The organism is Salmonella sp. 741265050_HSA (genome assembly GCF_046569445.1).
Taxonomy (GTDB): domain Bacteria; phylum Pseudomonadota; class Gammaproteobacteria; order Enterobacterales; family Enterobacteriaceae; genus Salmonella; species Salmonella enterica.
In genome coordinates, this window is sequence record NZ_JBKFSV010000001.1 from 845,849 (window position 1) to 859,048 (window position 13,200).

Genomic DNA, 13,200 nt, shown 5'->3' on the forward strand with positions numbered 1-13,200 from the left:
GAACATATTACTTTTATCACTAAGGTTTATCATGGATAAGTTATCTTACGCTTCAGATAGCAGCACATCTGCCTGGAATACCTACCTGCAACAAATCGAGCGTGTGGCCCCTTATCTGGGCGAGTTATCCCCCTGGGTGGATACTCTGCGCCACCCAAAACGCGCTCTGATCGTCGATATTCCGGTACAAATGGATGATGGCACTATTCGTCATTTCGAAGGATATCGCGTGCAGCACAACCTCTCCCGAGGTCCGGGTAAAGGCGGTGTTCGCTACCATCCTGACGTTGATCTCAATGAAGTGATGGCCCTGTCAGCATGGATGACCATCAAATGTGCCGCGCTGAACCTGCCATACGGCGGCGCCAAAGGCGGCATTCGCGTCGATCCGTTCTCGCTGTCGGAAGGTGAACTGGAGCGTTTGACCCGCCGCTATACCAGCGAGATCGGCATTATCATCGGGCCGCAGAAAGATATTCCTGCGCCGGATGTCGGCACCAACGGTAAAGTGATGGCCTGGATGATGGATACGTATTCCATGAATCATGGCACGACGGTCACTGGCGTCGTCACCGGTAAGCCTATCCATCTTGGCGGTTCGCTGGGCCGTGAAAAAGCGACGGGGCGCGGCGTTTTCGTCAGCGGGCTGGAAGCCGCGCGTCGGGCGAATATCGCCGTTGAAGGCGCTCGCGTTGCGGTTCAGGGTTTTGGTAACGTCGGCAGCGAAGCCGCGCGTCTGTTTGCAGGCGCTGGCGCCCGTGTCGTGGCGATTCAGGATCATACCGCAACGCTGTTTAACGCCACCGGTATTGACATGAAGGCGCTCACGGCATGGCAGACAGAACACAAACAGATAGCCGGTTTCCCGGGCGCGGAAACTATCGCCAGCGATGCGTTCTGGCGTCTGGAGATGGATATTCTGATCCCGGCGGCGCTTGAAGGCCAGATAACTCGTCAGCGCGCGGAAGCCCTGACGTGTAAGCTGGTGCTGGAAGGGGCTAACGGCCCGACCTATCCGGATGCTGATGATGTTCTGGCCAGCCGTGGTATCCTTGTGGTGCCTGACGTGGTCTGTAACGCAGGCGGCGTAACCGTCAGCTACTTCGAATGGGTCCAAGATATGGCCAGCTTCTTCTGGAGCGAAGAAGAGATCAACGCGCGCATGGACAAAATCATGACTGACGCTATCGTCCATGTCTGGGAGAAAGCGGCTGAGAAATCCTGTTCTCTGCGCACCGCAGCCTATATTGTCGCCTGTGAGCGCATTCTGCTGGCCCGTAAAGATCGCGGTATCTATCCAGGTTAAGGCGACAAATCATTGCGCTAAAATCCACGTCCCGGCGTGGATTTTTTGTCTGTATACCCCGTTTTCCACGCGCGCGCCGATAAATTCTGTCTCAATAAAATGTCTGTTTGTTCGCAAAATAGCGGTTCAATCACGCGTATCTGGTCATCGTAGACTAAGGTTTTGTCATGGTAAATGCCGTTGGCTTTGGCTCACCGCTAAGGAGATAACTTGATGATACCCCCAGAGATTCGCCGTTCTGTTCTACTGCAGAAAGCCATAAAACTGGCGCTGGCAGGGACGCTGCTGACGTTTGCATCGTTTTCGGCGACTGCCGCAGACCCGTCTTCCGACACTGAAACTCCGCAGCCGCCGGATATTTTGCTTGGCCCGCTCTTTAATGATGTCCAGAATGCAAAACTCTTCCCCGATCAGAAAACCTTTGCTGACGCCATACCTAATAGCGATCCGCTCATGATTCTTGCCGATTATCGTATGCAGCGGAACCAGTCCGGCTTCGATTTGCGCCATTTTGTTGATGTTAACTTCACCCTGCCGAAAGCGGGTGAAAAATATGTCCCGCCTGCCGGGCAGTCATTGCGTGAACATATTGATGGCCTGTGGCCGGTGCTGACCCGTTCAACTAAAAACGTCGAAAAGTGGGACTCGCTCTTGCCGTTGCCTGAATCCTATGTCGTGCCGGGTGGGCGATTCAGAGAGATTTACTACTGGGACAGCTATTTTACGATGCTGGGGCTGGCGGAAAGCGGGCACTGGGATAAAGTGGCGGATATGGTGGCGAACTTTGGTTACGAAATTGACGCCTGGGGGCATATTCCCAACGGCAACCGTACCTACTACCTGAGTCGTTCGCAGCCGCCTTTCTTTGCGTTTATGGTTGAGTTACTGGCGCAACATGAAGGTGACGATGCGCTGAAAGAATACCTGCCGCAACTGCAAAAAGAGTACGCCTATTGGATGGAGGGCGTTGAGACATTGCAGCCAGGGCAACAAAACCAACGCGTCGTCAAACTGGAGGACGGCAGCGTTCTCAACCGCTACTGGGACGATCGGGATACGCCCCGCCCTGAATCCTGGGTTGAAGATATCGCTACCGCCAAAAGCAACCCCAACCGCCCGGCAACGGAGATCTATCGGGACCTCCGATCTGCCGCCGCCTCCGGCTGGGATTTCAGCTCCCGCTGGATGGATAATCCGCAGCAGCTCAGTACCATTCGTACCACCACGATTGTCCCTGTCGATCTTAACGCTCTGCTGTATCAGCTGGAGAAAACCCTCGCCCGCGCCAGCGCTGCGGCGGGCGATCGGGCCAAAGCCTCGCAATATGACGCGCTGGCCAACGCGCGGCAAAAAGCCATTGAAATGCATCTGTGGAATAACAAAGAGGGTTGGTATGCCGACTACGATCTGCAGAACAATAAAATCCGTGACCAACTCACCGCTGCCGCGCTGTTCCCGCTCTATGTAAACGCCGCCGCGAAAGATCGCGCCGCGAAAGTGGCAGCGGCGGCCCAGGCGCATCTGCTACAGCCTGGCGGGCTGGCTACCACCTCGGTTAAAAGCGGACAGCAGTGGGATGCGCCAAATGGCTGGGCGCCGTTACAATGGGTCGCTGCCGAAGGATTGCAAAATTATGGGCAGGATGACGTAGCAATGGAAGTCACCTGGCGCTTTTTAACCAATGTGCAGCACACCTACGATCGCGAGAAAAAACTGGTCGAAAAATATGACGTCAGCAGTACCGGAACCGGCGGTGGCGGCGGCGAATATCCCCTTCAGGACGGCTTTGGCTGGACCAACGGCGTGACGCTGAAAATGCTCGATCTGATTTGTCCGCAGGAAAAACCGTGTGATAGCGTACCGTCTACTCGTCCGGCATCGTTAAGCGCAACGCCGACAAAAACGCCGTCTGCAGCGACACAGTAACGCGTGTTTATAGTAGGTTGACCCGGCGCTGACCGGGTCAACGCTTACACGTTTTGCAGCGGTTAGCCGCGTCGCAGAAGGCGGAAAATCACCAGCACCACGATCGCACCCACCACGGCGACCAGGAAACTGTGCAGATTAAAGCCGCTGATACTGCCGCCAATACCAAACATCGTCGCCAGCCATCCGCCAACGACCGCCCCGACGATACCGAGAATACAGGTCAGGATAAATCCCCCGCCATCGCGCCCCGGCATAAGCAATTTGGCGATAACGCCGGCAATCAAACCAAAAATAATCCAGGCGATAATTCCCATTTGCAAACCCTCTTTCCAGTAAAAACGTTTTAAGTATAGGCAAAGTCGAGCGTCGCATTTCTGAACACTGATTTATCTCGCGGACATAAAAATTTATTTATCGCTATTAAGTTCTTTCTACCGATGCCGATAACCCAACGATAGTCTGCGTATCAGGGGTTATTTCGTGTGAGTGGTTACAATGAGCAGTTCCTGAAAAAAAATCCATTAGCGATATTAGGCGTGCTACGGGATTTAAATAAAAATCAGGTTCCACTGCGTATTTCATGGGCGCATGGTCAATTCATCAGTAAAATTTTGGCGGTAGACCCGGAAAAACTCATCGTGGATTACGGCAGCCAGGAATATGAAAATAGCGCCGTATTACGTGCCGGGCAGGTAGCCATTATCGCAGAAACGCAGGGCGCAAAAGTCGAGTTCACGTTGCCGCAACTCGTTACAGGCGAATATCAGCGGCTGCCGGCCTTTATCACGCCCCTGCCGTCGTCACTGTGGTTTATCCAGCGCCGGGAGTATTTTCGCATTGGCGCGCCGCTGTATCCGCCTTATTACGGCGTCACCACGCTACCGGACACCCGTACGTTACGTTTTCGCCTGTTTGATCTTTCCCTGGGCGGCATGGGCGCGCTACTGGAATCCGCCATCCCCGACGGACTAATCGAAGGCGCACGCTTTTCCCAGGTTGAACTGAACATGGGGCCATGGGGGATTCTTCACGTTGACGCCCAGCTTATCGCCATCAGCGAGCGTAAGGTGATTGATGGGAAAAATGAAACGATCACCACTCCCCGCCTGAGCTTTCGTTTCCTTAACGTTAGCCCGGCGGTGGAGCGGGAGTTGCAGCGGATTATTTTTTCGCTTGAGCGCGAGGCCCGAGAAAGAGCGAATAAAGTGCGAGAATAATCTTCACGCTAAACTACATGGTGTCCAGCGCCTGCTGAAGCTTCCAGATATAGCGCGGCGCCTGCGGCGCGGGATGATTATCAACAACATGTTCAAAAAACTCGTCCGCATCCAGATCGTTAATTTTTTCTATCGCCTTCTTCCTGTCGGATGAAAAAGTACGCAATAACGCGCCTGCGCCGTTAGCATAAGAGACGACCAGCGCATATTGCATCACCTGCGGATCTTTGATGCCGGCCAGCGGCCCATTTTCCAGAATGCTCAGATACGCCGCGCCCATTGAGATGTTACGCTCAGGGTTTTTCAGCTCGCTGGTGGTCGGTTCGCCACGCCAGCCCATACGACGGTAAACGTCGCGCCCGGAGGTCGACGCCTTTAACTGCATCAGGCCAATCGCATTGGATTTACTGACCGCGTTAGGGTTGCCGCCGGATTCAATGGCGATAATCGCGGTGATTAAATGCGGATCAACCCCCCATGCCGCCCCGGCTTTTTCACTGATGGGCATCCACTGCATCGCACGCTTTACAGGCACTTCGGCATTCCACGGCGGATTCCTGTAATCCTGTTTTGAGCTACAGCCAGCCAGTATTACTACCAAAAAAGCAAACCATCTTAATTTCACGTCATCTATCCTTATAGCCGTAACTTATCTGCCGAAGAGGTCATACCGCCCCGGCCAGGCACTTAGGTTGCCTCCCTGGTGCGCATCCAGAAACGTCGCACAACGAGGGACATCGCCTAATATATGCGGCATGATATACATTTGCATTCTATTGTCAGCAAGGAATTACCATGTCTCTGTTTCATTTAATCGCCCCCTCGGGCTACTGTATTAACCAACAGGCCGCGTTACGCGGCGTTCAGCGCCTGACTGACGCGGGTCATCAGGTGGAGAATGACGAGGTGATTCGTCGCCGCTATCAGCGTTTTGCCGGTACGGACGCGGAACGGCTGGCCGATGTTAATTCGCTGGCCTCGCTAACTTCGCCGGATACGATCGTCATGCCGGTTCGCGGCGGCTATGGCGCCAGCCGATTGCTGGATCGTATCGACTGGCAGGCGCTCGCCTCCCGGCAACAGTGCGATCCCTTACTGATTTGCGGTCATAGCGATTTTACGGCGATTCAGGCTGGACTCCTGGCGCAGGCCAATGTCATCACCTTTAGCGGTCCTATGCTGGCGGCAAATTTTGGCGCCGAAACGCTGAATACGTTCACCGAGCAACATTTCTGGCTGGCGCTACGCAAGGCGCAATTTACCGTAGAGTGGCAAGGCGACGGCCCTCAGTGCGACGTACAAGGCACCTTATGGGGCGGAAATCTGGCGATGTTGATTTCCCTTATCGGTACGCCCTGGATGCCGACTATCGATAAAGGAATTTTAGTGCTGGAAGATGTCAATGAGCATCCTTTCCGAGTGGAGCGTATGCTTTTGCAACTGGAGTACGCCGGAATTTTAAACCGCCAGAGCGCCATCGTTCTCGGCAGCTTTAGCGGCGCGGCGCCCAACGAGTATGACGCCGGCTATTCTCTGGAGAGCGTCTACGCGTTTTTACGTTCCCGTCTGTCCGTTCCGCTGATTACCGGTCTCGACTTCGGGCATGAACAGCGTACGGTGACGCTCCCTATCGGGGCAAACGCGACGCTTAAAAATACGCGCCAGGGGACTCAACTCACTTTATCTGGCCATCCTACGCTGCAATTGTAAAAAAAGTCCCCGACAGGCTAAGTAAAACGCTGCCCTGGCCGTTATTATGTTAATGTTAAATAATACGAAGTCGTGTGAGTCAGGAGATATAAAACGTTGGATGCTGCAACAATTATTAGTCTATTTATTTTAGGTTCCATCCTTGTAACCAGCAGTATCCTGTTAAGTTCATTCTCATCGCGACTGGGTATCCCGATTCTGGTCATTTTCCTCGCCATTGGGATGTTAGCGGGTGTGGATGGCATTGGCGGTATTCCTTTCGATAATTATCCTTTCGCTTATATGGTCAGTAACCTGGCGCTGGCGATTATTTTACTCGATGGCGGCATGCGCACCCAGGCCAGCTCTTTCCGGGTAGCGCTGAGCCCCGCGCTGTCGCTGGCGACGCTCGGCGTGCTGATCACGTCGGGGTTAACAGGTATGATGGCCGCCTGGCTGTTTCATCTGGATCTTATCGAAGGTCTGCTTATCGGCGCGATAGTCGGTTCCACTGACGCCGCAGCGGTCTTTTCTCTGCTTGGCGGCAAAGGGCTAAACGAACGTGTAGGCTCCACGCTGGAGATCGAATCGGGAAGTAACGACCCGATGGCCGTTTTTCTGACCATTACATTAATTGAGATGATCCAGAAACATGAAACCGGTCTGGACTGGATGTTTGCCGTCCATATTATCCAGCAGTTCGGTCTCGGTATTGTTTTTGGCCTGGGCGGCGGTTACCTGCTACAGCAGATGATCAACCGTATTTCTCTGCCCAGCGGCCTGTATCCGATGCTGGCGCTCAGCGGCGGTATTCTGATTTTTGCTTTGACGACCGCGCTTGAAGGCAGCGGCATTCTCGCGGTCTATCTGTGCGGATTCCTGTTAGGAAACCGTCCGATTCGCAACCGTTACGGCATCCTGCAAAACTTTGACGGACTGGCCTGGCTGGCGCAGATCGCCATGTTCCTGGTCCTGGGACTGCTGGTGACGCCTTCCGATCTGTGGCCGATTGCCGTCCCTGCGCTTATTCTCTCTATCTGGATGATTTTCTTCGCCCGCCCATTGTCGGTGTTTACCGGCCTGCTGCCTTTTCGCGGCTTCAATCTTCGGGAGCGCATTTTCATCAGTTGGGTCGGACTGCGCGGCGCGGTGCCGATTATTCTCGCCGTTTTCCCGATGATGGCCGGGCTTGAAAACGCTCGCCTGTTCTTTAATGTCGCTTTCTTTGTGGTACTGGTGTCGCTGCTCCTGCAGGGAACATCGCTGTCATGGGCGGCGAAGAGAGCCAAAGTGGTCGTGCCTCCGGTTGGCTGGCCAGTATCGCGCGTGGGGCTTGACATCCATCCTGATAATCCGTGGGAGCAATTCATCTATCAGTTGAGCGCCGACAAATGGTGCGTCGGCGCGGCGTTGCGCGACCTGCATATGCCGAACGAAACCCGCATTGCCGCGCTATTTCGCAATAATGAACTGTTTCACCCCACGGGTAGCACTCGCCTGCAGGAAGGCGACGTACTCTGCGTGATTGGCCGGGAGCGCGATCTGCCAGCGCTGGGCAAATTGTTTAGCCAGTCGCCGCCGGTTTCGTTAGATCAGCGTTTCTTTGGCGATTTTATCCTCGAAGCGAACGCGAAATTCGCCGACGTGGCGCTTATCTACGGGCTGGAAGAAGGAACGGAATACCGGGATAAACAACAAACTCTGGGTGAAATCATACAGCAGCTGCTGGGCGCTGCGCCGGTCGTTGGCGATCAGGTGGAGTTTGGCGGCATGATTTGGACGGTAGCTGAAAAAGAAGATAACGTGGTACGCAAGATTGGGGTACGCGTCGCCGAAGACGAAGCAGAATAAGGTCGTCGGACAACGTCGACCCGCCCCCGGTGGACCGGTCGACGCCTTAGCCTGAGTTAGGTTACGTTGTCACAAACGGCACGCGCGGCGCTACGGCGCACAGTAGCTCATAGCCCAGCGTGCCTGCCGCAGAGGCGACATCATCGACCTTAATTTCTTTGCCCCATAATTCAACCGGCGTGCCGATTCCCGCCTGCGGACACGGCGTCAAATCCACCGCCAGCATATCCATTGAAACGGTGCCTACTGTTCTGGTACGGATACCGTCCACCAGCACGGGCGTCCCGGTCGGCGCATGGCGTGGATAGCCATCGGCATAACCCGCCGCGACGATGCCAATGCGTTGTTCCTGAGTCACAGAATACCCTCCGCCATAGCCTACCCTTTCACCAACGCTCAGCGTCTGCACGCCAATAATTTCGCTACTCAGCGTCATCACGGGTTTTAGTCCGGTATCGGCAATATCCCGCCACTGTCCTGACGGCGACGCGCCGTACAAAATAATGCCCGGCCTGACCCAGTCATAATGCGCCTGGGGATGCCACAGCGTCGCTGCCGAATTTGATAACGAGTATGAACACTGCAGGCCTTCTGTCGCCAGCGCAATACGCCTCATCGCCTCCCCGATACCTTCCGGATGATCGGCCTGAGCAAAATGTGACATCAGGGTCATTTCACCGACATTGCGCATTGCCCGCAATTGCTGCCAGACGGTCTGCGCCCGCTCAGGCTGAAAACCGAGTCGGTTCATGCCGCTGTTGACTTTGACATAGATATCCAGCGGCGCGTTAAGCCGCGCATTTTGCAGCGCTTTCAACTGCCAGTTACTGTGGATGCAGGTGGTCAGCCGATAAGTGTCATACGCCTCCAGGTCTTGCGCATGGAAAAACCCCTCCAGCATCAATATCGGCCCTTTCCACCCGCGCTCACGCAGGGTAATCGCCTCTTCAAGGTTGAGCATAGCGAAACCATCTGTGGCGCCCAGCGCGCTCCAGACGCGTTCAATACCGTGGCCGTAGGCGTTGGCTTTCACTACCGACCAGACGCGCGCCTCCGGGGCCGCCCGGCGCACAATAGCCAAATTTTGTTTCATTACCTGTAAATCAAGGCTGGCCTGTATAGGGCGGGTCATTTCACTTCCTTTATCAGTTATGCGCGCTATGCAAACGTTGCGGGCGGGTGGGCGTAAAATCGGAACGGTATCGCGCCACGCTCAGATCGTCGTAGGGTATCGCTGGCGTACGACCCGACAAGATATCGCTTAACAACTTGCCTGAACCGCAGGCCATCGTCCAGCCTAAGGTGCCGTGTCCAGTATTAAGCCACAGATTTTTATAACGGGTGCGTCCTACTACCGGCGTGCCGTCCGGCGTCATGGGGCGCAGGCCGGTCCAGAATGTGGCCTGCTCAATATGACCGCCGCGCGGAAAAAGATCGCGCACAACCATCTCCAGCGTCTCGCGGCGCGGTTGCAGTAAGTCGGTATTAAAGCCCACGATTTCCGCCATTCCCCCCACGCGAATACGCTTATCAAAACGCGTAATAGCGATTTTGTAGGTTTCATCAAGAATCGTCGATACCGGCGCGCCGTCTGGCTCGACGATTGGGATGGTTAATGAATAGCCTTTCAGCGGATACACCGGGATATCAACAATGCCTTTAAGCATCGCCGTCGAATACGATCCAAACGCCATGACATACGCATCTGCTTTAATGATCTCATCGGCGCATTTCACGCCGTAAATCTGATCATTTTCGTACAGTAATTTTTCCACGGGAGTATTAAAGCGAAAGGTTACGCCCGCCTGCTCCGCCATGCGCGCCAGACGCTGGGTAAAAAGCTGACAGTCCCCGGTTTCATCATTCGGTAAGCGCAGCCCGCCGGTTAATTTATGCGCAACCTCAGCCAGAGCGGGTTCAACTTCCGCCAGTCGGCTGGATTCCAGGAGCTGATACGGCACCCCGGCATCTTCCAGCACGGCGATATCACGGGTGGCGTTCTCATACTGTTGCGCGGTACGGAAGAGTTGTAGCGTTCCCCCCTGGCGGCCTTCATATTCGATACCGGTCGCGGCGCGTAGCGTTTTCAGGCAGTCGCGACTATATTCCGCCAGACGCACCATGCGGCCTTTATTTTCCATATAATGCCGGGTATCGCAGTTACGCAGCATTTGCCACATCCACTTCAGTTGAAACGGGGTGCCATCCAGACGCACCGCCAGCGGCGCATGGCGCTGGAACATCCATTTTATCGCCTTCAGCGGTACGCCAGGGGCCGCCCAGGGCGCCGCATATCCCGGTGAAATTTGTCCGGCATTCGCCGCGCTGGTTTCTTGCGCCGGGCCGGATTCGCGATCGATGACGGTGACATCATGCCCCGCCTGACTCAAATACCAGGCGCTGGTCACGCCAACTACGCCACTCCCCAGGATGACAACTCGCATAGCCACTCCGTTAATAGTAAAAGAACAATCTTCTGATTACATCTTGATAACCCAGATGAAAATATTATTCAACATATGACTTTTTTATGGTGACGTGCTTCACATATACCCTAAAGACAAGCGATCCCACTGGTTTGGGATCTCCTGCTACGCGGCATGGCTATACAGCATAAAATGATGCCAATACCCGATTTTTTGCCGTTCAATGTGGAGGAAATCGCAAAGAAAAGTTTTCACGATCAAGTCGTTTTTTAACATGGTGTTCTATGCTTGAAAGGAGGCGCTCCATACAGAGAGCGTCGCCAACAATGAGGGTGCGCGAATGGCAACGATTGATTCCATGAACAAGGACACCACACGTTTGAGCGATGGACCCGACTGGACATTTGATCTGCTGGATGTCTATCTGGCAGAGATAGACCGCGTGGCGAAACTCTACCAACTGGATACTTACCCGCACCAAATTGAAGTCATCACTTCCGAACAGATGATGGACGCCTACTCCAGCGTCGGGATGCCGATCAACTATCCGCACTGGTCGTTTGGCAAAAAGTTCATTGAGACGGAACGTCTGTATAAGCATGGTCAACAAGGACTGGCTTATGAAATTGTGATCAACTCTAATCCCTGCATTGCCTACCTGATGGAAGAGAACACCATCACCATGCAAGCGCTGGTCATGGCGCACGCCTGTTACGGCCACAACTCCTTTTTTAAAAATAATTATCTCTTCCGGAGCTGGACGGATGCCAGCTCTATCGTCGACTACCTGATTTTCGCCCGAAATTACATTACCCGCTGTGAAGAACGCTACGGAGTGGATGAAGTAGAAAAACTGCTCGACTCCTGCCACGCGCTGATGAATTACGGCGTCGATCGCTATAAGCGCCCGCAGAAAATCTCGTTGCAGGAAGAGAAAGCGCGACAAAAAAGCCGGGAAGAGTATCTACAAAGCCAGGTGAATATGCTGTGGCGCACGCTGCCAAAACGCGAGGAAGAAAAAACTGTCGCCGAAGCACGCCGCTTTCCCGCTGAACCGCAGGAAAACCTGCTCTATTTTATGGAGAAAAACGCCCCGTTGCTCGAGCCGTGGCAGCGCGAAATTCTGCGCATCGTGCGTAAAGTCAGCCAGTATTTTTATCCGCAGAAACAGACGCAGGTCATGAACGAGGGCTGGGCGACCTTCTGGCACTACACCATCCTGAACCATCTGTATGATGAAGGCAAAGTGACGGAACGCTTTATGCTGGAGTTTTTACACAGCCATACCAATGTCGTATTTCAGCCGCCCTATAATAGCCCCTGGTATAGCGGAATTAACCCCTATGCGCTCGGCTTTGCCATGTTCCAGGATATCAAACGTATTTGTCAGTCGCCCACGGATGAAGATAAATACTGGTTTCCGGATATTGCCGGTTCCGACTGGCTGGAAACGCTGCACTTCGCCATGCGCGATTTTAAAGATGAAAGCTTTATCAGCCAGTTCCTGTCGCCAAAAGTGATGCGTGATTTCCGTTTCTTCACGGTACTTGATGATGACAGGCATAATTATCTGGAGATCTCCGCCATTCATAACGAAGAAGGTTATCGGGAGATTCGATCAAAACTGTCGTCACAGTATAACCTGAGCAACCTGGAGCCGAATATTCAGGTCTGGAATGTGGATTTACGCGGCGACAGATCGCTGACGTTGCGTTATATCCCGCATAACCGCGCGCCGCTGGATAAAGGCCGCAAAGAGGTGCTGAAACATGTGCATCGGTTATGGGGCTTTGATGTGATGCTGGAGCAACAAAATGAGGATGGCAGCGTAGAACTGCTGGAGCGTTGTCCGCCGCGCATGAACACGCTGTAATCGAGATGCTGCCCGGTAGTGTTTGCGTCTACCGGGCATCGCGGGATTATCGTCCCTGAATCGCTAAATCGCCGGGCAGATTTTTCTGCATCCGATGCCAAATCTCGCCGCTGTCATGCCCGTAACGCCGCACCGTTTCATACACCTGGTCGTGCGCGCCCTGCTCGCATAACGACGATAATTTATGATAGAAACCCAGTGCCAGACTGCGCGCTTCCGGATTGGCGAAATAGTGGCGACCAATGCGGGTGTATAACCCTTTCATGCCGTTCAGGATCAAGCCGTAAATAGGATTGCCGGAGGCAAATGCCAGACCACGAAAGATGTTATAGTCCAGATCGGCGAATGCATCGGCATGGTCGGCCACTTCGTGGGCAGTGGCCAGCACTTCCTGCGCCTTATCCGGGTGTTGACGCAATGCGGTACGAATAAAGATAGTAGAAATATTGGTACGCACAGACAACAAATTGTCGATCAGTTGCGGAACGCTTTCATGGTCAAGGCGGGCCAGCGTTTCAAGGATATTCAGCCCTGACGTTTCCCAAAAATTATTAACCTTTGTCGGTTTGCCATGCTGAATGGTCAGCCAGCCATCTCGCGCCAGCCGCTGTAACACCTCGCGTAATGTCGTGCGCGTCACGCCGATCAGTTCGGAGAGTTCTCGTTCTGCCGGTAAGATCGTGCCAGGAGGAAAGCGGTTATTCCAGATACTTTCAATAATATACTCTTCCGCGAAACCCGCCGGGCTCTGCGCCTTAATGACCATAGTGAGATTTCCATTACACAGCAAAACATAGTTGTACTCATCATACCAGACGGGCGTAACACCTGATAGCGGACGCAATGAAGAAAAAGGGGATCAAGGCACCATTTCTGATATCGCCTGCCAATATCGTTAAGGACTTGCTT

General features: G+C 53.8%; 11 protein-coding genes. 6 read left to right on the forward strand and 5 right to left on the reverse strand.

The features are described 5' to 3' along the window. Nucleotides 1–31 precede the first annotated feature (31 nt). Both ACLD4F_RS04215 and ACLD4F_RS04220 read left to right on the forward strand, forming a co-directional pair. The gene (locus tag ACLD4F_RS04215; protein ID WP_001526439.1) at nucleotides 32–1,306 is read left to right on the forward strand and encodes a Glu/Leu/Phe/Val family dehydrogenase; all 1,275 of its coding nucleotides are present in this window, start codon (nucleotides 32–34) and stop codon (nucleotides 1,304–1,306) included. Nucleotides 1,307–1,519: 213 nt separating this feature from the next. After that, the gene (locus ACLD4F_RS04220) at nucleotides 1,520–3,232 is read left to right on the forward strand and encodes an alpha,alpha-trehalase (RefSeq protein ID WP_000612829.1); all 1,713 of its coding nucleotides are present in this window, start codon (nucleotides 1,520–1,522) and stop codon (nucleotides 3,230–3,232) included. Between the two features lie 62 nt (nucleotides 3,233–3,294). Here the strand turns inward: ACLD4F_RS04220 and ACLD4F_RS04225 are convergent, their stop codons facing one another. Beyond that, nucleotides 3,295–3,549 (reverse strand): GlsB/YeaQ/YmgE family stress response membrane protein, encoded by a 255-nt coding sequence (locus ACLD4F_RS04225; RefSeq protein ID WP_000511320.1) that lies wholly within the window; start codon nucleotides 3,547–3,549, stop codon nucleotides 3,295–3,297. 168 nt (nucleotides 3,550–3,717) lie between these two features. On the opposite strand from ACLD4F_RS04225, the gene ycgR reads away from it, so the two are divergent. Further along, on the forward strand, nucleotides 3,718–4,452 hold the full coding sequence (gene ycgR / locus ACLD4F_RS04230; protein ID WP_114047110.1) for a flagellar brake protein YcgR: 735 nt from the start codon (nucleotides 3,718–3,720) through the stop codon (nucleotides 4,450–4,452). Between the two features lie 13 nt (nucleotides 4,453–4,465). On the opposite strand, the gene emtA is transcribed toward ycgR, so the two are convergent. Then, nucleotides 4,466–5,077: a membrane-bound lytic murein transglycosylase EmtA gene (gene emtA / locus ACLD4F_RS04235; protein WP_050960264.1), complete on the reverse strand. Its 612-nt coding sequence runs from the start codon at nucleotides 5,075–5,077 to the stop codon at nucleotides 4,466–4,468. Between the two features lie 170 nt (nucleotides 5,078–5,247). Here emtA and ldcA point away from each other — a divergent pair, with 170 nt between their 5' ends. Next, complete coding sequence (ldcA, locus tag ACLD4F_RS04240) at nucleotides 5,248–6,162, forward strand: muramoyltetrapeptide carboxypeptidase (protein WP_000051606.1); 915 nt, start codon at nucleotides 5,248–5,250, stop codon at nucleotides 6,160–6,162. Nucleotides 6,163–6,258: 96 nt separating this feature from the next. Beyond that, entirely contained in the window at nucleotides 6,259–7,992 is a 1,734-nt protein-coding gene (locus tag ACLD4F_RS04245) for a potassium/proton antiporter (protein ID WP_411010685.1), read from the forward strand. Between the two features lie 61 nt (nucleotides 7,993–8,053). Here the strand turns inward: ACLD4F_RS04245 and dadX are convergent, their stop codons facing one another. Both dadX and ACLD4F_RS04255 read right to left on the reverse strand, forming a co-directional pair. Then, nucleotides 8,054–9,124, reverse strand: coding sequence for a catabolic alanine racemase DadX (dadX, locus tag ACLD4F_RS04250; RefSeq protein ID WP_023993320.1), 1,071 nt, complete (start codon nucleotides 9,122–9,124; stop codon nucleotides 8,054–8,056). Nucleotides 9,125–9,137: 13 nt separating this feature from the next. Next, entirely contained in the window at nucleotides 9,138–10,436 is a 1,299-nt protein-coding gene (locus ACLD4F_RS04255) for a D-amino acid dehydrogenase (RefSeq protein ID WP_411010686.1), read from the reverse strand. A 322-nt stretch (nucleotides 10,437–10,758) separates the two neighbouring features. Between ACLD4F_RS04255 and ACLD4F_RS04260 the strand changes: the two genes are divergently transcribed. Beyond that, nucleotides 10,759–12,291 carry a SpoVR family protein gene (locus ACLD4F_RS04260; RefSeq protein ID WP_000190832.1) on the forward strand — a complete coding sequence of 511 codons (1,533 nt, stop codon included), beginning with the start codon at nucleotides 10,759–10,761 and terminating at the stop codon, nucleotides 12,289–12,291. Between the two features lie 46 nt (nucleotides 12,292–12,337). Here ACLD4F_RS04260 and fadR read toward each other — a convergent pair whose 3' ends face one another. Beyond that, complete coding sequence (gene fadR / locus ACLD4F_RS04265; RefSeq protein ID WP_000234826.1) at nucleotides 12,338–13,057, reverse strand: fatty acid metabolism transcriptional regulator FadR; 720 nt, start codon at nucleotides 13,055–13,057, stop codon at nucleotides 12,338–12,340. Nucleotides 13,058–13,200: the final 143 nt, after the last annotated feature.